The organism is Aporhodopirellula sallentina SM41, assembly GCF_000346505.1.
GTDB classification, from domain to species: domain Bacteria; phylum Planctomycetota; class Planctomycetia; order Pirellulales; family Pirellulaceae; genus Rhodopirellula; species Rhodopirellula sallentina.
Genome location: NZ_ANOH01000454.1, coordinates 1 through 22,513, shown reverse-complemented (window position 1 = coordinate 22,513; position 22,513 = coordinate 1). Strand labels below are relative to the sequence as shown.

Genomic DNA, 22,513 nt, shown 5'->3' with positions numbered 1-22,513 from the left:
AGAACCTTTCCACGTTGAGTGAATCGTTGCGGCAATACCTTGTTGGCGAATACGAATTCGTGCTCGCGTCCCAGTCGCTGCGAACCAATGTTTCGGTTGTCGAGACCGCGCTACTGGCATCGGCTATCGCGGGCGAACCCAACGCCGAGGCGGCCTACGGTGTTGCGTTGTCGTTGTGCGACGAAGTCGGCGACGCGGCAACGCGTGTGCTCGAAGGCCTGCAAACGCATGGGCAAGAAGCTGCGGCGGAACGCGTCGCGATGCGTTGGCTATCAGCACGCGACCTGAACGTCGAACAACCACGATCGTTGCTCGGCAAGATGCAGAATCAATCGGGGATGTTGATCACCAGAGCGGTCCGTGAAGCCGCATGTCGTTGGGCGGGCCGAACCGGACAGTGGTCCATGCTAGCCATGGCCGCGGCCGAAGAGCCCGGCCTGTATGACACGCTGAGTGAGCCTTCGATCGAGGACGCACGACGCCGCGGACGCTCGCTGCACGTCGAGCGTTTGTTCGCCGAAGCGATGCTGCAAACGGGCAAAACCAAACAATCTCTTAAATTGTGGGAACGCATCGTCGACGATCATGGCGCCGATGACTTTCCGACTTTGCTGCGGCTCGCCGAGACCGCCGTCTCGGTCGGATCGGTGGCTCAGGCGAGCACTCGAATCGCTGCGGCTCGCGCGGCCGCGTTGCAAACGGTTAAAAATGGCGGTGGGCAGGTTCAGTCGTCACCCGAGGTGGCGTTGACGAACCTTCTCGCAGCGAACCTCGAAGTGCGGCAACTGAACTTTGATCGCGGCCGGGCTTTGCTCGAGCGAGTCGTGCGATCTTCGCGAGCGGGCTCGGACCTGCGTGGTCGTGCTCAGTGGATGATTGGTGAAACCTTTTTCATGCAAGAGAAGTTTACCGAGGCCATCGCCGCCTATCGGCAAGTCGAAGCGATCGGAAGCAGCGACCAATGGACTGCCGCGGCGCTGGTTCAGGCCGGAAAATCCTTCGAACAATTGGGGAGGACACGTGAGGCGACAGTTTGTTATTCAACCCTTGTTAGCCGGTTCGGTGATTCGCCTCATGCCGGTGGCGCACGTCGCCGCCTCGCGGCCATGACGTCTAGCGGCTCTTCTGCTCCCAGCACGATACGACGATGATCCCCACAACATTCAACAATACGTCGCGACATTGCTTCGGCAGTTCTCGTACGACTGTCGTGCCTCAGCCATTTTGTCGATGGGCAACTTATCGATGGGTAACGTGTCAAAGGCCAGTTTATCGATGGCGAATTTGTCGATGGCTCGGGATGCTCGCGTTGATCGTCGGGTGCGTGCCTAGCGTTTGGGCCGAACCACAGCAATTCAATTACAACTCCGGCAACGGCTATAACCAAAACGGCTTCACAAGTTCGTCACAGCCAAACAGCTATTCCAACAACGGCGGTTTCGGAGCCCAGTCGGCACCCGCGGCTCGGATCGCCGCGGCGCCACAAAACGGTAACGCGACCGCGAATCAGTTTTCGATCCCGGCTGCTCCGACCGAAACGGAACCTGCGGCGGACGATGAAGGGTCCGCATCGTGGGAGATGCCGGCGATGTTTCAAAAGATCTCCGAAGGCGGATGGCTGATGATCCCGCTTGGAGTTTGTTCGTTGATCGTGATCGGTTTGTCGCTGGAGCGATTGATTGCACTGCGACGATCACGCGTCATTCCCAAACCGTTCGTGCGGCGGTTCACCGAATGCGTGGAAGATGGACAGTTGAGTTACGAAGAGGCGACCTCCATTTGCGACGAATTTGATTGCCCGGTTGCGGAGGTCTTCCACGCAGCCGTTCGTCGTTGGGGACGGCCGATGATGGAAATTGAACAAGCCGTGATTGATGCGGGTGACCGTGTCGGTGATTCACTGCGACGGTTCCTGCGTGTCTTTCACGCGATCAGCAACGTCACCCCGTTGATCGGTTTGTTGGGGACGGTGTTGGGAATGATCCAGGCGTTTGAGAATTTGAGTTCTCAAGGTGGTGGCGGGCAGAGCGACCTTCTCGCCGCCGGAATCAGCACCGCGTTGATGACGACCGCCGGTGGGCTGAGCGTCGCGATCCCGGCGTATTTGGCGTACATGTATTTCAGTGCGAAGTCGGACCGGTATCTCGGCGAGATCGACAAACTTTGCCAACGAGTCATCGACTGCATATCAGCCGAAGGGCTAGAGAATTCCGGAGCGGCGAAAGCACCCCGGAAACGCCGTGCCGCCTAGTTTCGTCTCGTAAACCACTCGCTTTCTATTTTGCCCTTTTATGATTCGTCGTTCGACTCCCGAAACCGCGACCATGAACCTCACGCCGATGATCGACGTGGTGTTCCTGCTCGTGATTTTCTTCATGGTCGGCAGCAAGTTCGACGATGGCGAAGAGCACTTGCAGGTGAACGTGCCGGGCGTGGGCGAGATGCGATCAATGGCGAGGTTGCCCGATGAACGCATTGTTGAATTTCAATCTTCGGGTGTGCTCACTCTCGATGGTGCGACGGTGACTCCGGAACAGCTAACTGGGGTGCTCCGGTCGCAACACCAAAACTATCCTGCGCTCAAGGTTGCGGTGCGAGCGGACGACACTATTCCATACGGGCAGGTGGCAGAAGTTCTTCAGCGGGTCCGCGCCTCCGGTGTTGAACAAATCGGAGTCGCGACCAAGAGGCGATGAGAGCTATAACGAAGAACAGATAGCCGACCTTTCATCCTCGTCATACGGTCTTCTACTCTGATTTCGTCGACTCCATCAGCGGATCACTTTTGGCACAACCCGACCGCGGTTCGGTTGGTTGCTCTGCTGGCGGTCGGACTGTTGGTCGCCACGATCATGCTGTTCCGACGTCGCAAGAGCAGCGGGCGCGCTGCCGCGATCATTTGCCTGATCGTTTCAATCGGACTACACGTCGCGATTGTGATTTGGGTACCACGCCTATCGATGTTCTTTTCAGGTGGCGGCCGTGTCGCCGAAAGTGGTGACGCACCAGGTGAGTCCGCTGTTTCAGTCGCGGTTTTCGATCCCAACTTCGCGGAAGCAGACTTCTCGGATCTGGAATCGCTCTCGGACGAACTTTCGCGAGGCGAAGATCATGAATCGGACGACGGCGCCGAGATGCTCACTCCGCTCTCGCTCGGCCAACCGATTGTGGATTTGCAAGTACCGTCGCAGCCGAACGTTGCCGAAGACGTAGCTTCGCAACCAGAGACACAGGCCGAGCCAGCAGTCACATCGCAGCCGACTGAAAATCTGTTTCCCGATACGGTGCCTGCGACACTCGCTTCGGCGAAGAACGAATCGCCCGGCGAAACATTCTCGGACGTCGATGATTTGCTAGGCGATTGGCTCGAGGAAACGTTAGCCGCTGACCCCGAGCCGGATCCTAAACCCGAACAAACTGCAGTGGTTTCGCCACAGCCATCGTCGAAGGCGGATTCGCATATTCCTGAGACGGCAAGTGTGGAATCGTCTGCAAATCAGCAACCGGCCTCGGGGCCTGTCACGAATACAGCGTCTGCCAACCCACCGCGGCGCGCCCGTGCGCCCAAGACGCACATTCCCGGTCAGGTCGATGAGGACTTCGCGGCACGTCACGGCGCGGCCAAGACCGAGGCCCTTCACGCAACCGGCGGTGACGCAAACACCGAAGCCTCCGTTGCCGCAGCGTTGAAGTTTCTCACCGACCAACAACGAGCCGACGGGGCCTGGGATCCACTCGCAACCGGTGCCGGACGCGAGCGAGCACCGCTCGGCCTGCAGCGTGGTTCGGCGGGGAAACGCGCGGAAACGGGTTTGACCGGTCTCGCCCTCTTGTCGTTGCTAGGGGCTGGTAACACGCATCAAACGGGCGAGTATCGTGACAACGTTTACCGCGGGCTGGTCTATCTACTCGGACGACAACGCAGTGACGGATCGCTCGCCGGTGACGCGTCGATTTATGCGGCCCACTACTGTCACGCGATGGCTTCGTTGGCGCTCGCGGAAGCGTCCGCGATGACCGGCGATCCCGCCGCGATCGAAGCAACTCGGCGAGCGGTTGCGTACTCTCGATCGACACAGCACCCGGTCACCGGCGGATGGCGATACACGCGTGGCGATGCCGGTGACATGAGTCAACTCGGTTGGCAAGCGATGCTGCTCGATACGGCTCGACGCGCCGGCGTTTTTCAAACCAATCTCGAACGAGAGAACGATCAGCGGATGCAGGCCGGCGTGGCTCGCTTCTTAACGACGGTTCGCAGCGGGAAAGCGGGTGGCTTGGCTTCCTATCGGCCGGGCGAACGACCGACACCGACGATGACCGCCGAGGCGCTCGCGACCCGCTTGTTGATCGGCGAGAACGTTCCACCGGCAACCATCGAGGAAGCGAAGTCCGTGTTGATGGGGGCGTTGCCCGGGCAAACACCTGGTCCCGATAACTTGTACTATTGGTACTACGCGACACTCGCGTTGCATCAACTTCAAGATGATGCATGGGAAAGGTGGAACGACACGATGAAGCGACGTTTGCTCGCCACACAGCGACCTGACGGCAGTTGGCCGGATACAACGTTGTGGGGCGGTTACGGCGGCACCGTCTATACGACGTCGATAGCAACGTTGTGTCTGGAAACTTACTACCGGCATCAACTCCGCCGATAGTTTTCCATGTAGACGTTGGTGCTACTTCGGTTCGATCGCCGGCAGTGGGCTGTCGTCACGGGCGAAAAACATGAGGTGTTGCCACGGCAAATCGTTGTACTCGCGAACGAGTTTGAATTTCGACGCGGTGTACTCCTTCATGATCTGATGTTTCGACATCTTGTGCAGCGGTTTGATGGGCACATCAGGATCTTCGGCGCGGTACTCGAGAAGTGCGATCACGCCTTCCGGTTTGAGGCTTTCCCGGATCGACCAAAGCATCGACTGCGGATGTGAAAACTCGTGATACACATCGACCAACAGAACCAAATCGACTTCGCCCGCCGGTAACCGTGGGTCATCGACTTTGCCGAGGATCGGTTGGATGTTTGTGACGCCGGCGCGAAGCATGTTCTGTCGCAATTTCGCGAGCATTTCTCGCTGGATGTCGACGGCGAGTACTTGACCGTTCCACTTGTCGTGTTCGTTGCCTGCCTCGTCGGATTGATCGGGGCCGGAGTCCGCCGTCTTCTCATCGGCATTTTCGGCGCGGCAGGCTTTCGCCATCGGCAGCGTCCAGAATCCGTTGCCGCATCCAAGGTCGACGACGGTCATGCCGGGGCGAATGCCGAGTTGCCCGAAGGCCTCGACGGCACTTTCTTCATCGTTGCGTTCGGGGCGAATCAGCCACGATGCCCCAAGGTGGGACATCGGTTGGGCAACGATCCGACCCATGTACGTTTTCCTCGCCTTTTCTTTCGGGCGAGGATTGGATTCGGCGGATGTCTCCGGTGCAGTTAATGGTTTATCTGCGTGGGCATCGCCGTGGTTCAGTAGGCACGCCGAGAACGCGACTGCGACGAGACACACGACGAACCGATGGCGGTTACTCCGCGTCATCGGTGACCAATTCAAACTGAGGCTGGAACGCCTGGTCGAACGAGTAAACGTCGTCGAAGTCTTCGCGGCGATCGTTCTCGCTCTTGCGCATCTGTTCGATCCGGATCAAGTTGTAAACGAGTTCTCCAAAGTCGCTCGTTGTTTCAAGGCCCCAACGTCCGAGGACCATCTTGGCGAGATATCCGTATTGGTCGATCGCGTAGAGGCGGCACGCCTCGCACAATTGTTGTCCGGTCAGATGCCGAGGGGCATCGACATCGGGTTCATCACCTTCGCAGTATCCGAGCGGACCGATCCGGTCAAGGTTCTCGTGAGCGTACTGCAGTGATTCTCGGATGAACTGATACGCCTCGAGTTTATATCGCGGGTCTTCGCGAAGGAGATCCCGCATGGCTTTGAGTGGCGAGGTCATTTGTGTGCGTTTTGGGAGATAGCGAAAATGAAACGGTTCGTCCGATGTGCTCAATCCGCCAGCAATTCGGTGCTTGCGTCACTGAATTGTACTCCGCAACTCGGTTCACGGCATCGTCAGAGCGGCAAATCTGGAACACGAAAAACGGAAGTTTTTGACGGTTGAGACTGCTATTTCTTGCGTTTTTTGCCTCGGGACGGGGATCCCTCGCCCACCTTGAGTATCTCAATGACGTCACCGGATGGGATCATGATCCGGCGTTTATCCTCGGTGGTGACAATCAATTGGCTGGCGAGTATGTCCTGGGCTGCCACCCGGCAGGTGCCCTCCCGCGTTAGGATTTTGCTGCCAACGGGGGGCAATTCCGACGCGAGTGACTCGTAGGTATCGAATTCGTAACGGAGACAACATTTTAGTCGTCCACAACGTCCCGAGATTTTGCTCGGGTCCAAAGAAGCCCTCTGCAACTTTGCCATCTTCATCGATACCGGCGGCATCTTGCTGAGGAATCGGCTGCAACAAACCTCCTGACCACAATCACCATAGTCGGCGAGCAACTTGGCCTCGTCGCGGATACCGATTTGTCGCATTTCGATGCGGGTTTGGAATTCGCGGCCGAGCAGTTTGACCAACGCACGAAAGTCGACCCGTCCCTCGGCAACGAAATACACGATCACTCGTTCCCCGCCGAGTAAACGTTCTACGTCAATCAGTTGCATCGGCAGACGCAGCTTTTCGACATGCGGTTGGCACGCATCCAGGTCGCGGCGCGTCATCTCTGACATTTGTGACCAATCACCTCGATCGGTCGAGTCGAGCCGTCGCAGAATTCTGCCTTCGGTTGGTTCGTGAATGCCTTCGATCGCCGCCGGAGTTGCCTCGCAAAGAACCGTCGCGATTTCAGTTCCGCGTTCGCTGTGGATCACCACTTCGTCTCCGTAACGAAAGCTTTGTTTCGCTGTCATTACACCGAGATTCCGCATGCTTCCATATCGGCATACGTACTCTCGCTTTGACGCCGAGGCCGCTTGCTTCTTTACCGACGAATTATCCGGTGCCGGATCACCCGCCGCCGAACCTGCCATTGCGGGTTGTTGCTTTCCACGGACGTCAGACGTCGAGGATGCGTCAGGCGCCGAGGAATCGTTGAACGCTGAGGAGTCGTCGGGCGGCGGAGGAGGAGTCGGCAAAACGGTCTCGTGTTCAGGTTCCAGCAATAGTCAGCAACAACTATCGAAACAGACGGTTGAACGCTTCGATAGTTTTCTCAGCGGCGGTTTGTGAATCCGGCAACGGGAACGCTTCCGCACACAGGTATCCATTGTAACCGATGTCGCGAAGTGCCGACGCGATCGGTTCGAAGTCCGTGTGTCCCAATCCAGCGGCCTGGCGGTTGGAATCGACGAAGTGAATGTGGCCAATCGCGTCGCCACCCTGGCGCAGTGCCTCGGCGACGTTGGCCTCTTCGATGTTCATGTGGAACAAATCGGCGAGCAGCTTGACGTTGTCGGTCGACAACCGATTCAGAAATGCGACCCCTTCGGCAATCGTCTTGATCAAGTTCGTTTCGTACCGGTTGAGTGGTTCGTAAATCAGCGGGACGTTGTAGTTTGCCGCGTGTGGGCCGAGGGCTTCGAGTGATTCGGCGAGCAGATCCAATGCCTGCTCGTGAGAAACCTCGCCCCCGAAACGACCCTGCATCGAACCAATGATCGCCGGCGCCCCGAGTGGTCCGCCAAAATCAATCATCGAACGAACGAAGTCTTGTGCCGCGGTACGTTTTGCGGAATCCGGATCCGTCAAACTAAGACCATGTTTGACCATGCCTGCCCCCGTTCCCACGGCAGCGACTTTCAAACCGGTGGATTCGACGAGGCGTTGCAGTTCACCATCGGGGATCGCGTCCGGGCCGGGAGCGAAGACCTCAATCGCGTCATATCCGAGTTTCTTCGCATCGTTGAACGCGTTTTCGAGGCCGTCCCAATAAACGAACGGGCCACCACGGGCTTCTTCAACAAGGCTCACTGTGATTGCGGATCGAAGCATGTTTTCTATATAGGGTTGGCGGGGGTCGAGGATGGAGGCAGGACGCGGTGTTATACACGAGTTCGCAGTCCGAGGCGAGTTCCACTGCGACATCGGATCGGTTAAACTCTCGCTCACCCGCCCTCGTAGCTCAGCTGGATAGAGCAGCTCATTCCTAACGAGCAGGTCGCAGGTTCGAATCCTGCCGGGGGTATCTTCCTCTTCCGTTTTTGCCCAGTGAACATCGGTCTTCTTGAACGCTGTGCCTTCTGGTAAAGCAGAAGATCCCAAGACCCGTGACACCAAAATGCTGCAGTCTTGGCGTTGGCTGATCGCGTTGGCTACCTGCCTACCCGCAGTGGTTGTTGGGCTCGGGTTGGGCCTCGAGCAGTTTGTTCAGCATAACTACCCTAGCCAACTGGAAACATCCCGCGTCTTCTCGCAGAGTGGCGTGAGTGATGCATCGTTATTCACTCGAAGACCTGCCGGCCCGATCGACGTTCGGATTGTCGTAGCAATTGACCACATCGACTGCACGAGCTTCAGGCAACACTTTGAGCCGGGTGAGCTTGCCGTCGACCAACGTTCCTTCGACGGTGGTTTGATTGGGAGCGTGAAGTTTAAAATCCACGTCCCATTCTTTTGGCCAACAGGGGAACAGGTAGATTTTGTCCTCGAATGTTTGCATGAGCATTTCTTGCAAGCCCAGCATTCCACTTCCTCCCCAGTTGTGATCCGGCACCCAGTCGTGCCCCGGACCCCAGAAGGTCGGAAATCGACGCTGGCTATCGTCGAGTTTCTTCATGTTGAATTCTGTCGCCTCGGGAAGCATCCGCATGCGTGCGAAGAAGATTCCGTCTTGATGCCAACTGATGACGTTGCCTTTGGCAATGCTTTCGTCGAAATTCCACGTGTTGCGAAACGTCTTCGTGAGCGATCGATCTTTGCCGTTGAGGTCGAATCGGTTGAACGGAAACAACGGGTAGAACTGGGGTGCCTCTGTATTGCGAACCGATTTGTATGACGCCGCGGGCTTCAGCACGGGGGTACCGTTGATCTCTCCGAAAGTGAAGTCCGGGATCCGGTCTCGGAGGTTTTGATAGTATGACCTGTCACGCAGGGTCAGTTTGTCTTTGTCGAGTTGAAGAATGCCGTCAACGCATGCGGCCAGCCCGGCAATGACATCCACTGGATTGGTCGCGCCGCGATAGGTTTCGCACGATGTCGATGGGAAGATGATCAGCTTCCCGTTGCTATCGAGTTCACTGCCAGAACGCATCTTCTCCCGCAAACGATAATGTTCATCAAAGAAGACGACCGCGTTTTCGATAAAGGGGACATATCGATCAATGTCGGTTCCGAAATAGCGGTGGTATTCCAGCATCATGTAGGCATGTTCGAGTTGGGATTCCCAGTGATAGGAGATGAAGCTGTTCGCCATCACACCTTTTTCAACGGGTGCCTTGTAACCCTTGTTCGCATCGGCAAGCGGATCACCAAAAGGAATTTCCGGGCCACGACTGCGACGGCTTTTGTTGCCCTGCCAACCCCATCCCGAACCAACCGCGACTCCCAGAACGCTGTTGTATTCTGAACAGACGATACCGTCATGCTTGAAGTGTTCCTTAACCCGTGCGCGAGCGCCTCCGAAGCTTTTTCGGTACAGTTCCATCTGCGGTAAAATGGCATCGTGATCGCCACATTTCAGCATCGGCCAGTACACTAATCGCTGGTTCTGCGCCGTGAACACGCCGCCGCCCCATTGCCGCCAATCGGGGTCTTGGTTGTAGTTGGATGCGACCAGTCGGGGATCGGTCGTCAAGTTGCCCCCGTTGAATCGTGTCGGATACTCGCCCAAGGCGTTGCAGCCCAATTGGTAGCGAAACAAGTTGTAATTGCGTGAAACGCGCCACTGCTTGCTCGATGGCGAAATCACACCCGGCTGAATATGGATCCAACTCCGATCCCAAAATTCACTCCACCATTGGAGCGTATCCTGTCGAGCCTGCTCCAATTGACTCTCGGACTCGACTGCCAATTCCTGCAGGTCACCCTTCCATTGATCCGGCGTATCTGTTTGGTCAATGTGGGTCACAACACGAATGTGGTGTTGCTTCGCCGGTTCCTGTGATGTCAGCTTCCACCCCCGGAACGGATGTCCTTGATACGTCCCGTCGGTTTCGCCTGCGAAGGCAAATCCTTCTCCTGTTAGCAACCCGCCGAACGTTCGTCCTTTCAGGTCGTTGCCGATTTCGTCGTTGTATGCCGTCAAACTCTGTTGCTTCAGAAGCAAATCTCGCAACTGATCATGGGAATTGCGGTGAAAGAAGAGGATCTCGTTGTCCTCGCCCGCAATCGTGTCTTTCGACACCAGTAGCTCGCCGGGATAGGCACTCAAGACGAACGATTCGTGCTCCGATATCGTTTTGTCCGTCAGACGCCAGTTCTCATAAACCGCGGTTACGTCGATGTTGCTGTCGGACTCAACCTCTACGTGGATGATCGGACGAGAAACTTCTGCCCAGATCGAGAGCTTTACCTGGGTATCGCCTTTTTCCGTCGTTCCTTGTATCTGAACTCGCCCTTCTTGCAGATCCAATTTCTGACGGAAATTGATGCCGAGCAGTGGACTTGGATTCAGTTCTATTCGCACCCGCCCTAGCTTTAGGTATCGATAATCTTCCGCAAGACTTCCACTTCGTTGCATGTAGAAATAGACGTTGCCATCCTCGACCCAAACGTTGAGTCCAATGTCGCCCCCACCTGCAGGCATTGATTCCCCCGAGTTCTCGCTCGGGCTGTCCCAAACGACGTTGTAGTTCTCGATCGGGCTATCAGCAAATAGTGGGGACGCGAAGAACAATGCCGCGAAGAATAGGTTTCCGAATCCGAGAGGAGCGGACCAGGATTTAGGTAAGTGGAAATTCACAAGATGCTCGGTTTAATAGGGCAGAGGTTTGGCAAGCTAATCGCGTCGAGTTTAACACGTTGCATTTCAGTGCGAAGGCTTCCATTCGCGATTCTTTATGTTGTTTGTCTTATGGTCTTTCGACCGGAAAAGAATATAGATATTGCATGGGGTATGGCGTTAAAGAAGATCGTAAATTCTGTCGTTTGTTGACTATGCTTGAACTCGCTGGCTTTGTATTCTCCCAGGACGTTCAGCGTTCAAGAAATGCGTTTGCAAGGTTACTGAAGACGCATGTGAAGAAACGCTGTTTTGTTGGGAGTTTACTTGTTTTTAGGAGTGTTTGATGCGACTGATTAGTTTGTTTGTGTTTTTGGTGTTCCTTTCTTCATCGCTTGTGGGCTGCGGAGATAGCGGAACAAATCAAGGTGCGGACGATGTCGGTGCAATTTCAGTTGATGAAATGCCGCCCGAGGATGTCCATCCTCCTGAGTGATTCGGTGCATCTATGCATGCGATATTTTTTATGTGGGATGTTGCCCTCTTTCTGCCGCCTCGGCAACATCCCGCATCGTTCGCGGAATCATTCGTGGCGATTCGTTTTCTCGCGGCGCAGTCGGCTTGGAACTTGACTGGAAACCTCGGTCAACCAATTAGCCAGCGGGCGTTGGCCCCGGTTGTTTCGTGCAACCCGTTGTTCTATGGAAACTGCGGCTAACGCCGATCGGAAGATAGATATTCAGATGGGTGCATCGTTTCGCGTAAGGCATGTTGGACGTTTTGCACTGTGCGTTTGTTCTACGAAAGTCTCGAAAGACCGCGGAATCTATTCTGTTAGCGTCAGGCAGTCGCTTGCTATATGGAAGGAAACGTTCCTGTCTGCATGCATGACGTGAACGCGAAGAGGCCAGCCCTCAGCGGATGCTGTTGGCTGGCCTGCGTAGCTCGAAATGCGAAGGTTTCTTGCGTCTTAGTGGTTAGTCATTGAATCCTTCGATCGGTTCTTTTCCGGCTCGCGTTCCGAGTGATCCCCAGAGGCCATAGACCGACGGCTGACCTGAACTGGCGGGGGCCGCGTCTTGATTGCCCGATTCAATACTGTCAGTGATGAATTTGACAGCACCATCCCCCATTAATACGTGGCAGCCGCCTTGGTGTCGACTCGACGGGGGCAAGTGCCCCACGTCAGAGCGATTGAAATAGGTTACACAGAGGGCGCTGTTCGGCGGGCCGGTGGTGGTGACTACCGCGTTGAATGGTCCCCCAGCCGCGTAGCAACTACCACGGCGACGAAAATCTTGGTCATATGGTCCAGTGTTTAGCCAGAACCTTGGGCGATTCGGGTCGCGATCAGCGATTCCTACGCATGCGTTTGGTGAGTTGGCGTTGCCGTCGCCCTGTTGATTGGGCTGGGTTGTAATATCGAGGTCACCGAGATCCGTGTTGATTTCGGCCATCGCAATCGTGTTGGACAGGCCGTCTAGGACATCGCGGAACGCGGCTTTTTGTGTGGGGATGAAAAAGCCTCGTCCATGCGCCCGGGCAAACTTTGCTCCATCAAGTGTGCTCGAATCAAAGGTGCGGCCATCGCTCGCGGTTCGAATCAATCCCATCACGCGACGTCCGTTGTCGCCAAGTGAGATCGCATAGTTCGTGCGTGACAGTCCGGGCAACCCTCGGCCTGGGTCACTGGGGCACCTCAGTGTAGGAACCTCTGTCGTAAACGGCGTGTAGGCTCCCAGTGTGTTTGCGAAGTTGTCACCCGAGCGGTTTGCAAAGGGTTCGCAGGACGGATTGGGGCCCATTGCTGCAAACCGTTTATCACCGGTTCCATCGCCGTCAATGTCCACTAGAAGTGGGTTGCTGATTTGCTCCCACCGTGTCTGGCTTTCCATAAATGGCAATAGCCCAACCAGTCCACTTAGCATCAAGTTGTTGCCTTGGTGGGTCGCGGCACGGATGTCCTTGTACAGTTCGTCCCGAGTGCCTCCCAAGTGCGTCGGAAGTTGATTGTAGGCGGAATGGTAGTTGTGCATCGCCAACCCGATTTGCTTGAAGTTGTTGCTGCAACTCATTCTTCGGGCCGCTTCCCTGGCCGCTTGCACTGCAGGTAACAGCAGACCAACCAACACACCAATGATGGCGATGACTACGAGTAGCTCCACTAAGGTAAAGCCGTGACGAGCTTGAGATCTTGATTTCACGAGAGACTCCACTTTTCATATGACGTTTAAAAAATTTCCTCAGAATTGAGGTCCTGAATTTTCGTCAGGAATGCCCCCACTGCTGCGAGGTTAAGAAGGGAACGTGTCCGCACGTGAAAATCTTTCTTCCAAAACGATGTTTTTTGAAATGAAAAACATTCTCTCGTTTCGTTCTTGCACAGCGAGGAAATCTATACGCCAAGGCTCTTTGTATTTTGCTCTATACGCTATGTGGATAGGTGCGTTTGTCTTCGTGTTTTTGCTACGATTCTGACATTGCTGAGCGTAGGATTGTGTTCGTAGTGACTGTTTCAGTTTGAAACGCGACGGGAATCTTTTAGAAATTGTTCCTGATCAGGATCTGGGGCTCGAGTTGCGATCGAGCGTTATGGACACAAGGAAGAGCAACGCGATCAACGGCCGACCATGAGCATATTGATCGGGATGGTCTTTGCAACGTGCGCCGACCGCGTCCTGGCGTTTCCGCCGCAGATTATGCGCCGTAGTCGTCAGCGTACGTTTGGGCATCGCCGTTGCCGCCGCTCGCTCGACTGGCTATGACTACTCGAATGCGACGTTCGCCACCGACTACAGCGGGGACACATCAACACCTCGCAGCTTCATTGTCTTCCTGGATCGATAGCAACGTGAACGCCTAATGCAAAAAAGCTCTTCTGTCATGCAACAAAACTGTCGAAAACAACGAACGCACGAGCATTGCTGTTGGAGCGGTCGCGACGCTGAGAAAACTACCAAAGGCGAATCCGAGAACACGTGTTTAAGGACTATAAGTAGTTGATGGATACTAAGCAAAGAATGGTTGAACGTCCCGTCGAAACGTTTGTGCTTTTGACGGACGCACAGCCTCGTTTGTATGGGTTCCTGCTAAAACGCATAGGCAATAAAGAGTATGCTCACGAGATTCTGCAGAATGTTAATCTGACGATCTGCAAGAAGTCATCGAGTTTCAAGCCAGGGTCCAATTTCATGGCATGGGCCTATGCGATTGCAAGAATAGAACTGATGAGTTTTCGTCGAGAACTTTCCAGTGAAAGAATTATCTTCACGGAATCGTTAGCCTCTAAATTAGATCAGGCAGACAAGGGAGTTGAAGAGGAGAGTTCGATCGAGCTACGCAAAGTTACGCTGCAGAACTGCCTGAACAAGCTGAGTTTGAGGGAACAAAAAATTGTTGCGCTCCGCTATACTGAATCGGTACCCGTCAACATGATTGCAAAAGAGCTCGAACGGACTGCGAATGCAGTATCAATCTCGTTGCACCGCATTCACGAAAAATTGTTAGGCTGCGTCAAACGAACTATTGCGGGTGGGTTAGATGAATAGCGTAAAAAGACGATTTGGCGATCTGCTGAGCCGATTCAACGATGGAAGTTTGGATGAGTCGGAGTTTGCTGAATTGGCGACATTGCTGGATCAGCACGAATCACTGCGGACTGATTTCGTCGAGTACCTCGATACGGTCACTCTTCTCAATGAGGTGAAAGGGGCTAGGACGCTTTCATCGCCGGTGCTCCCCAACGTCCAGAGACGCGTCATGGAGGATGATTCGGCGTGCGATGACGCGACATTGATGAAAACCGGAGAGCGAAGGCGAAACGCACTGGTTTTCTTTTCGACAGCGATTGCGATTTTGTTGATCGCCAATCTGGCTGCGTTGCTGCTCTTGCTGAGAAACGATGACCACCAATTTACCGTCGCGAGGTTGCCAGGTCCCCCGAGTTCGACGGTGGTTTCCTCGAGTCGAGAGCCGCATTTGGTTGCCATGACGGCGTGTCTTTGGCAATCGGATTGGTCACCAAAACTGCGGCAGTCGTTGCGTGCGGGCGAGGTGATCGAACTTTTGGCTGGAATCGCTGAGTTTGAAATTGTCAATGATTTCGGATGTACTGCGAGAGTCCTCGTCGAGGGACCAGCAAGCGTTCTCGTTCAGCGAAATAAGGGACTGATGATCCAGCACGGGCGAGTCATTGCGAACTCAGGGGAGTGTTCCGGGGAATTTGAAATTGGGATACCTGGTGGGTCGGTTCGGTTTGCAGAATCGTCATCGATCGGTATCGACCTCAGCTTGTCAGGTTCGGAAATTCATAGCTTTGAGGGAGAAGCACAGTTCTTTCGTATTGCGTCCGAAACGCTTGGCGAGCATTCGATTCTCATTGGGGAAGGCGAGGCGGCGAAGTTCGTTAAGGCTCTCGACCAAAAGCTCATCGTTTCTCGCAGTCAGGCTGACGACAGCCTTTTCGCGTCGACGCGCAGCATGAGTCTCGATCAACTGCGACTTCCGGATTCTTACGCAGAAGCTGTTCTCGATTCCAATCCAGACATCTATTGGCGATTTGGTTCCGCATCGAGTGTAACGAACTCCGCGTCAACAGACCGTTGGAATGGAATCATCGAGGGAAACGTGGTTTGGAAGCGATATGAAAACAACTTTACTCCCGAGTTCGGTACGTCTACCGAAGGCCCTTCCATGGTTGTGTCGAACGACTTGTGGCCCCCGGTACCACTTGACGAATACAGCGTCGAATTGTGGGCAAAGCCATCCCACTACCACAATGCGACACTGGTGTCATTGAGTGCTGCGAAGCAAGTGGGCACGCGTCACGGTCACGCTTTCATGTTGGAGGTGTCGGCGGCGTATGACAAACCCGACGACATTCGACAACAAAACCGACTACGATTCTTGCAGCGTAATCCTCCCGGTTCATTCGGCGGCACCTCGTGTTATAGCGAAGAGGTATACAAGCTCCGGGCTTGGCAGCACGTCGTCGCTCGCAAGTCAGCGGGAGTGATGGAATTATTCGTCAACGGTAAACTCTCTGCTACCGCGATTCATGAGCTTCCGTTGGTAGCCAACCTGAACATTGCAGTTGGGCAACAGCACCCGAGACGGCGATACGTGCGGTCGTTTATTGGCCAGCTCGATGAGGTCGCCTTCTATCCTCGAGCGTTGTCTGATGATGAGATTCAGAAACATGTGGAAGCGGCCACCCCACAGAGTGCTGACAAGCGTGGCATTCAGACCAACACATGGTAGCGTGTTAGAACAACGGTCCTCCGCGTGCGACGGCCTGCCGGATGTGGAGTGAAGTGCGAGCGACTCACTGCCGGACGGGGCGATTTCTAATGGAGAACGTAGCCCCGATAAGAACGTAGCCCCGACAACAACGTAACACCGATAATCAGCGTGGTTCATTTGGCAGCGGATGTCGAGGTTCAAGATTCATGAGCATCGCCCGATTCGTCGAGGTCGGTCGAAATTGTTGCAAACGACCTAGAGCCGTTTGGAATATGATATGTCCGATTCTGTAGCTGGATTCGCCAGAATTCAGGCCATCGAAGTCTGGCGTCATCGGCCACATGATTTTCTTAACGCTCTTTAAAAAGCACCGCCCTCGCGAAAAAGGTTCAGGTAATAATTGTCGGCTTGTGGGGCGACTCCTTTCAGGTCTCGGATCGAACCGCGTAAACCACGGATCGTGTCACAGTATTGCTCTTCCGATACATTTCGCGATTCGTAAACTCGCTCCGCGTTTTGCATTTGGCGATGGAGCAACGGGGCGTTTTTCCCCTGACTGCGGAGTTCGTTCTCGGCAGCCTTACCCAACCGGATCAGGGCAAACAAACCGGGACGGAATGCGTAGCCGTGTTTTAGGTAAGAAGAGTCAGCGGTGCCCGACGGTCGCTCGCGGTAGGTCGGTAGTTCCTCTGACATGACCAAGAATCCCTCGCTGTCTCGCATGCAGAACGTGGCGTGGGAAGTCCCCGGCGGAACGGTTCCTTCGATATGTCCCCCGCGTATTTCGGCAGGTTCTTCGAACCACATTTCGCGGCGGCCTCTGGACGCCTCCAGCAGGCTGCCGTTGACGGTGTAGAGTAGTTTGGCGTCGACAATCGCTGACTTGTTCTCGCCCGTTTCGACCTCGACCCAGATGCGGTCTCCGTTGTCGCCACGCTCTACCACTTTCGGAACGTTGTCGTGTTTGGGATGACTGTCGATTCCTGGATTCTTAAACGGATATGACACGTTTGCTTCGGTGAGGAATTCATCCAGTTCGGCCAGGAGTTGGTTGGTCAGTTCCGGCATCTCTTCAGCCAAGTTGTTCCTTTCGCCGACATCGGCCATTGTGCCGTCGTCATTGTAAAGGCGAAACAGTTCCACCAATGGGCTTTTGTTGTTGCCCGGACTCAGGTTGCGATAGATCTTCCACGGCCCTTTCCGCATCGCGCATCCGGCGGACAACTCGATGGGGTAGTAGAAGAAGATGCGCTCTCGAGAGGAACCATCTGCGAACCGGGCTACGGTGTCTCTCCCTTCGATCAAAGGACGGATATTGCAGCCGTCCAGTTTCGGGTTTTGCGAGGGAGGCAGTCCCGCGAGGTCGACGAACGTCGGATAGAGGTCGATCAACGAGATCGGTGTCTCACAAACGGAATCTACGGGAACATTCGGTCCGCGAACGATAAACGGAACGCGGACGCCGCCTTCATGGATGTCCTGTTTGCCTGCTCGAAGAGGCGAGTTGTCCGTGATCGTTCCACCGGAGCGTTTGACCAATCCGCCGTTGTCCGAACTCACAATGATGTAGGTGTTGTCGAGGAGTTTGTGCCCGGGATTGCGTGGGTCGTCGGTTTCCTCCAGGTACGTGACTACTTTGCCGATCATCCAATCGAGCGTGTCGACCATCGTCGCGTAGTAGGGATCGGTCTTGCCTCCACGACCTTTGTTGGTGACGCCGGGATCGGTTGGGAATTCGTAACCCATTTTTTTGCAGTAGTACTCCAACCGCTCACGGTTACGAGTCTGGATCGGGCTGTGCACGTAATAGGTGCAGTAGTTGAGAAAGAAGGGCTCGGCATGATGCTTCTCGAGCCATTTCAACGCGACGTCGAGCGTCTTGTCAAAAGGTCTACCGTCTTTATCCAACTGAAACGGATCTTTGGGATCGTCTGTCGCCCATCCCGTCAGACGATGTGGCTTCATCGATTTTGCCAACCCGTTGTGTTGATCCCGGAGCTGTACTCGAGGGCCCCAAATATCTGGATCGGGGTAGTACGTCCCACCTTTCCCAAGATCATCGACATAACCGATGTCAAAGCCGTAGTTTCCTGGGAAGGGGTATCCGTTGCTGCGACCGCCAAGGTGCCATTTGCCGACATGGCCGGTCGCGTATCCCGCTTTCTTAAGTTCCTTGGGGATCGTCATCTCCGTCAGCGGCAGTCGATAGCGATAGAACGGATTGATGTGAGTGAAGTTGGGTGAATAGGCGCGAGGAAGTTTTCCTCCGAGCACATGGTATATCCCTGTATGTGCTGGGTATTGGCCCGAGATGTACGCGGCCCGGGAAGGTGCACAGGTTGGTGATGGTGAGTACGCCTGCATGAACTTGCGTCCGTGCTTCGCCAAGCGGTCCAGGTTGGGCGTCTCAAATGGAGTTTCGCCGTCGACATCAAAGCAAACCGGATCTTGCCAACCCAAGTCATCGGTCAGGATATGCACGATGTTGGGTTTCGGCGGCGCGGCCGAGGTAACTGTTGCGGGGAGGCTGAGGCAGATCAGCCCCAGCCACATAAGTGTTCGTCGTGGCATTGCGTTTACTCTTGGAAATCGGTGACGTCGTCGAGCACGATACGTTCACGTGCATCGGAGGCTCGTGTCGCCATATTGACGTTGTGGAACCGCACCTTTCGGGCGTGCCGAATGTAGGCACCCCATGCCGGCAAAACGCCAAAGAAAAACTGTTCGGGATATCGGGCAACGTCTTCCGGGACAACACGTTCTGTATCTGCCTCGGTTCCTCCACCGGGAAAGGAGACCTGGATGTTTTCGAGCACGACATCTTCGATGGGATGCCCAGGAATGCCCGCGATCATGATCGGCCGGGCTTTCGCTCTCGCTTTTGCAACTTGCTCGGGAGTTTGTTCGGGAGCCTTTCCTTTGTAGGAGGCGCGTTCCGATCGAGCGGGATCTTCGATCGTTACCTTCGCGATAACGTCGGTGATTCTAATGCCTTTGACCGTGCCGACGCGCGCACCTTCGGACTGCCCACTGCCTGTCGTCGGTCCCGTCCAGGTGTTCTTGGTGTATTTGCGTCCGCGGTTGCCCAGGCGGATGAAGAGTGGAGAACCGACCTCGTCCATTACGATGCGAGAGATGTTGACGTTTTCCATGTGGCCTCCGTCAACGATTTGCAGCTTGATCGCACCCATTGGGCAGTCGTAAAAATAGCAGTTCGACACATCGATATTGATGAATCCGCCACTCGATGAGGTGCCGAATTTGAGTGCCGCGGTGTTGCTGCTGACTTTGCAATTTCGCACGACAAAGTTTCGACATGCTCCCAACGAACTTTTCAAGCAGATCGCATCATCGCCCGCGTTGATGTCACAGTTTTCGATCAGCACATTATCACACGCGTCCAGGTCAATCCCGTCATTGTTGTAGTGGTTGTTTCGAAAACGAATCGTCACACCGTCAATATGGACATCACGGCAGTCAATCAAATGAATGCCCCAAAACGCGGGGTTTTTATAGGTCAGTCCTGAGAGCGTGACGTTCTCGCAGTTTTCGAAACGCATCAAACGTGGGCGGTTGTCGCGATTGTTTCGGCCTGCCCGACGCGGGAAGACATCCGGTTTTCCACGACCGTCGATAACCCCAAGACCTTCTACTCGAATGTTGGTGGCATCTTCCGCGTAAAGAAGGCATTCCGAGTTTCCCTCGCGTGCCGGACGAAGGTCTTTGGTGGGATAGTCATGGATCTCTTGACTGCCGAGCAAGGCCGCTCCGTAATCGAGCGACAAGGTGGTGTTGCTTTTTAGAGTGATCGTCCCGGTGATATAGTTCCCCGGAGGCACACGGACGACACCGCTACCGTCGGTCGCACAAGCATCCAACGTTTTTTGAATCGCTGCGGTGTCGAGCGTTGTGCCGTCGCCGGCTGCGCCAAAATCTCGGACGTTGAACGTGGTTCGGTGATTGTCGGTGACCTCATGAACAGATTCGGCCCTTGTGAACGGGAGCGACGGCCCGGCTAGCAACGTGCCAAGACCGGCGAGAAGAACGCATGCGATCCTCTGACATTTGGGGATGTTGGCGACGAACTCCACGGCAGTTTGGATTGTTAGGTGGGGGAAGGCGTTCTTTGTCATGGAATCCTCGATTCTGTAGATACCAAAAAGGTTGACATCCCGGATCGCACGATCGCGTGGACTCATCTCCCGCCTTTTCGTCGCGATTCCGAAGCTGTGTGGAAACGGCATCGTACGTGGAAAAAACGTGTTTCCTATCGTACATTTGCATGAGGTGTGCCGGATGCTTGCGGGGTATTCTGCGCCGCAGAGTAGTTTTTAGTGGTGTTTTGTTCGCTGATAGATGCGGTCGGGGGACGATTTCGATGGCGCTGTGATTCCGACACGAATGAAGTTGCAAAGCGATGGAGGTTCAACGCAACGCTCAGTCTGCCCTTACGCTCAAACCGAGTTCAGCCACACCATTTTGATTAGAGATCCCCATTGAGTTGTTCGATTTTGAACAACTGAGAGACGATGGTGAGTCGATACCGCTCGCTGAAGCCCGGATCGAAAGGAGGCAATCGCGACCGAGTCACCAACTCATTGATTGACGCATTTGTATGTCAAAAAATTTTGCTGTGGCCGCATTTCTGTGTTGATTAAGAAACGAAAATGAGCATGAAACGAATACGAGTTAGCGGCATGACACAAACAAGCGATGTGGGGGCAAAGATGTTGGTCCAAATCCGGATGACTGCCTGGGTAGTCGTCCTCGCGTCGTGGCACGTGTGTGCCTATTCGCAGGATGCCATTCATGAGAACGTTTGGACGGTTGAGAGTCAGTCCCAGTGGGAGCAAACCTGCGATTCCAAAATGAATTTGGAGTTTGTTGAAGGGACCGCTTCCCCGACGGCAACCGAGGCGAGTTATCAAAGTGTCTTGAAACGTTTCCCTGAAAAACGCTCGGCGGATTCGATCGTCATTGACCAGTCACCGGTGTGGCAGAACTGGGAACCGATTGACGATCTCGGTCCGGGATGCGTGTTTGATTCTCCGGTGTTCCTAAGCCTCGGGCCGGACAACTATTGGTTCTTCGCTCGGCACAACGTCTCGGCGGAACGGAAGGCCTGGGATGAGGCGAACGGACCGTTCGTTCCTGAGTCGGTTCGACTCGACGGGTTTGATTTTGAGGTGGAAACCACTCCGCTAAAACATCAGTTCCGAGCAGCGGGAGGAAAGAAACGGAGTCTAGGTGGTTACCACGCTTGGCAAAGTCGGGACATGGTCAACTGGGTGCATCATGGCCCGATTACCGACCGGTTTTCCGCATGGATGACAACGGCGGAGTTCAAAGACGGCAAGGCGTACTTCTACTACGATTTTCCGAACGACCAGGACCCGCATCTTTTTATTGACGACGACCTTTTCGACGGCGTTCCCGGAAAGAAGATGGGGCTGGCTTTCGACGACCCATCGCACGGATCGGATTGTGCCTTCATACGAGACGAACAGGGACGCTTTCATGTCATCTACGAAGATTGGAGTCCGATCCACGCCAATTCACATTCGTTTGATTCTCCGTTGGCTGGCCATGCGGTCAGTGAAGATGGAACCGGAGATTTCGTGATCAAGAAACCCGCGGTTGATGTGCGTACGAATCCCACCGGAGTCATCAAAACGTACACGCACCCGCACTGGGTCAAAGAGGATCCCGCTCGATTCAAAACCGGCGTCGGCGAATACGAAGTCCATGAACCTGAACAAGATTGTTTTGGCGACTGGGCAGCGATTTGTATCGGAGGCCAGTACTACCTTTTCGGCGACTTTGATCCCGCCAGCGGAGAATCGATGAGCGTCGCATGGTTCACGTCACCGAGTCTGGATGAAGAGTTCACGTTCTGCGGCAATATTGGCGAAGGGCACCCGGATCCCGATGTGTGTTTTGCCGAAGGGCGTTTCTATCTGGCGACACAGATGGAGACTGACTACGTCAGCGACGGACCTTGGGTGGAGTCGGTCGACGTGCGTGTTGGCGTCGATACCGACGATGATGCGGACGTGGATCGCTGGAGTGATTGGCAGACCGTCAAAGAGACTTACGACTACACGCCCGGTTTGGTAAAGCATGTTGCCAAGAAAGCAGCAGCCATGGATCTATCTGGATTGCCGGCCGGTTATGGCTTCCAGTTTGAGGTGCGGATCACCGACACGACTGCGAATGAATCCAAACCGATATTGGAAAAGGTTCAACTGTTGTTTGCCCCCTAGTATTCCACTGCAGCGTGGCGGTCGGGTGGAATCGTAGTGGATGACGCAAGGAATCCCTCGCGTGACTAGCGCATCAAGGACTCGTCGCCTCGTCCGCTACCCGAAAATCGATTTGACATGAAGT

Annotated in this window: 15 protein-coding genes and 1 tRNA gene; 8 read left to right on the top strand and 8 right to left on the bottom strand. The window is 54.9% G+C overall.

Annotation, left to right across the window (positions count from 1 at the left end):
• The 4 genes from RSSM_RS29745 to RSSM_RS29730 form a co-directional block, all read left to right on the top strand.
• Nucleotides 1-1,151, top strand: a 1,151-nt coding sequence (locus RSSM_RS29745; RefSeq protein WP_044304014.1) for a tetratricopeptide repeat protein, incomplete at its 5' end; no start/stop codon positions are given.
• A 149-nt stretch (nt 1,152-1,300) separates the two neighbouring features.
• Nucleotides 1,301-2,251 (top strand): MotA/TolQ/ExbB proton channel family protein, encoded by a 951-nt coding sequence (locus tag RSSM_RS29740; protein WP_008688636.1) that lies wholly within the window; start codon nt 1,301-1,303, stop codon nt 2,249-2,251.
• Between the two features lie 73 nt (nt 2,252-2,324).
• Nucleotides 2,325-2,696, top strand: a complete 372-nt coding sequence (locus RSSM_RS29735; RefSeq protein WP_236621486.1) for an ExbD/TolR family protein — start codon at nt 2,325-2,327, stop codon at nt 2,694-2,696.
• A gap of 114 nt (nt 2,697-2,810) precedes the next feature.
• On the top strand, nt 2,811-4,661 hold the full coding sequence (locus RSSM_RS29730) for a prenyltransferase/squalene oxidase repeat-containing protein (RefSeq protein ID WP_008688631.1): 1,851 nt from the start codon (nt 2,811-2,813) through the stop codon (nt 4,659-4,661).
• Nucleotides 4,662-4,682: 21 nt separating this feature from the next.
• On the opposite strand, the gene RSSM_RS29725 is transcribed toward RSSM_RS29730, so the two are convergent.
• The 4 genes from RSSM_RS29725 to RSSM_RS29710 all read right to left on the bottom strand — a co-directional run bounded on the left by RSSM_RS29725 (nt 4,683) and on the right by RSSM_RS29710 (nt 7,998).
• Nucleotides 4,683-5,540 carry a class I SAM-dependent methyltransferase gene (locus RSSM_RS29725; protein WP_044304008.1) on the bottom strand — a complete coding sequence of 286 codons (858 nt, stop codon included), beginning with the start codon at nt 5,538-5,540 and terminating at the stop codon, nt 4,683-4,685.
• A complete protein-coding gene (locus RSSM_RS29720; RefSeq protein WP_044304007.1) occupies nt 5,527-5,952 on the bottom strand; it encodes a Minf_1886 family protein in 426 nt (141 codons plus the stop codon). The genes RSSM_RS29725 and RSSM_RS29720 overlap by 14 nt, the downstream gene beginning before the upstream one ends.
• A 170-nt stretch (nt 5,953-6,122) precedes the next feature.
• Complete coding sequence (locus tag RSSM_RS29715) at nt 6,123-7,142, bottom strand: PSP1 domain-containing protein (RefSeq protein ID WP_236621485.1); 1,020 nt, start codon at nt 7,140-7,142, stop codon at nt 6,123-6,125.
• Between the two features lie 40 nt (nt 7,143-7,182).
• Nucleotides 7,183-7,998 carry a sugar phosphate isomerase/epimerase family protein gene (locus RSSM_RS29710; RefSeq protein WP_008688622.1) on the bottom strand — a complete coding sequence of 272 codons (816 nt, stop codon included), beginning with the start codon at nt 7,996-7,998 and terminating at the stop codon, nt 7,183-7,185.
• A gap of 119 nt (nt 7,999-8,117) precedes the next feature.
• Between RSSM_RS29710 and RSSM_RS29705 the strand changes: the two genes are divergently transcribed.
• Nucleotides 8,118-8,191: transfer RNA gene (locus tag RSSM_RS29705), tRNA-Arg, on the top strand.
• 252 nt (nt 8,192-8,443) lie between these two features.
• On the opposite strand, the gene RSSM_RS29700 is transcribed toward RSSM_RS29705, so the two are convergent.
• Both RSSM_RS29700 and RSSM_RS29690 read right to left on the bottom strand, forming a co-directional pair.
• Nucleotides 8,444-10,906, bottom strand: a complete 2,463-nt coding sequence (locus RSSM_RS29700; protein ID WP_008688620.1) for a DUF5703 domain-containing protein — start codon at nt 10,904-10,906, stop codon at nt 8,444-8,446.
• A 956-nt stretch (nt 10,907-11,862) separates the two neighbouring features.
• Entirely contained in the window at nt 11,863-13,089 is a 1,227-nt protein-coding gene (locus tag RSSM_RS29690) for a DUF1559 domain-containing protein (RefSeq protein WP_081613929.1), read from the bottom strand.
• A 798-nt stretch (nt 13,090-13,887) separates the two neighbouring features.
• Here RSSM_RS29690 and RSSM_RS29685 point away from each other — a divergent pair.
• Together RSSM_RS29685 and RSSM_RS29680 are read left to right on the top strand one after the other, a co-directional pair.
• A complete protein-coding gene (locus tag RSSM_RS29685; RefSeq protein ID WP_044304005.1) occupies nt 13,888-14,433 on the top strand; it encodes a sigma-70 family RNA polymerase sigma factor in 546 nt (181 codons plus the stop codon).
• Entirely contained in the window at nt 14,426-16,144 is a 1,719-nt protein-coding gene (locus RSSM_RS29680) for a LamG domain-containing protein (protein ID WP_008688611.1), read from the top strand. Before RSSM_RS29685 ends, RSSM_RS29680 begins: the two co-directional genes overlap by 8 nt.
• Before the next feature lie 342 nt (nt 16,145-16,486).
• Here RSSM_RS29680 and RSSM_RS29670 read toward each other — a convergent pair whose 3' ends face one another.
• Nucleotides 16,487-18,697 carry a sulfatase gene (locus tag RSSM_RS29670; protein WP_236621484.1) on the bottom strand — a complete coding sequence of 737 codons (2,211 nt, stop codon included), beginning with the start codon at nt 18,695-18,697 and terminating at the stop codon, nt 16,487-16,489.
• A 5-nt stretch (nt 18,698-18,702) separates the two neighbouring features.
• On the bottom strand, nt 18,703-20,259 hold the full coding sequence (locus tag RSSM_RS29665; RefSeq protein WP_144060222.1) for a glycoside hydrolase family 28 protein: 1,557 nt from the start codon (nt 20,257-20,259) through the stop codon (nt 18,703-18,705).
• A gap of 612 nt (nt 20,260-20,871) precedes the next feature.
• Between RSSM_RS29665 and RSSM_RS29660 the strand changes: the two genes are divergently transcribed.
• Nucleotides 20,872-22,389 (top strand): hypothetical protein, encoded by a 1,518-nt coding sequence (locus tag RSSM_RS29660; RefSeq protein WP_390174078.1) that lies wholly within the window; start codon nt 20,872-20,874, stop codon nt 22,387-22,389.
• Nucleotides 22,390-22,513 lie beyond the last annotated feature (124 nt).

Bases quoted from the DNA above. Each gene is read 5' to 3' on its own strand.
- RSSM_RS29680 (WP_008688611.1), top strand. From the start codon at position 14,426: ATGAATAGCGTAAAAAGACGATTTGGCGATCTGCTGAGCCGATTCAAC.
- RSSM_RS29725 (WP_044304008.1), bottom strand. From the start codon at position 5,540: ATGACGCGGAGTAACCGCCATCGGTTCGTCGTGTGTCTCGTCGCAGTC.
- RSSM_RS29735 (WP_236621486.1), top strand. From the start codon at position 2,325: ATGAACCTCACGCCGATGATCGACGTGGTGTTCCTGCTCGTGATTTTC.
- RSSM_RS29710 (WP_008688622.1), bottom strand. From the start codon at position 7,998: ATGCTTCGATCCGCAATCACAGTGAGCCTTGTTGAAGAAGCCCGTGGT.
- RSSM_RS29740 (WP_008688636.1), top strand. From the start codon at position 1,301: ATGCTCGCGTTGATCGTCGGGTGCGTGCCTAGCGTTTGGGCCGAACCA.
- RSSM_RS29670 (WP_236621484.1), bottom strand. From the start codon at position 18,697: ATGCCACGACGAACACTTATGTGGCTGGGGCTGATCTGCCTCAGCCTC.
- RSSM_RS29665 (WP_144060222.1), bottom strand. From the start codon at position 20,259: ATGACAAAGAACGCCTTCCCCCACCTAACAATCCAAACTGCCGTGGAG.
- RSSM_RS29660 (WP_390174078.1), top strand. From the start codon at position 20,872: ATGACTGCCTGGGTAGTCGTCCTCGCGTCGTGGCACGTGTGTGCCTAT.
- RSSM_RS29720 (WP_044304007.1), bottom strand. From the start codon at position 5,952: ATGACCTCGCCACTCAAAGCCATGCGGGATCTCCTTCGCGAAGACCCG.
- RSSM_RS29685 (WP_044304005.1), top strand. From the start codon at position 13,888: ATGGATACTAAGCAAAGAATGGTTGAACGTCCCGTCGAAACGTTTGTG.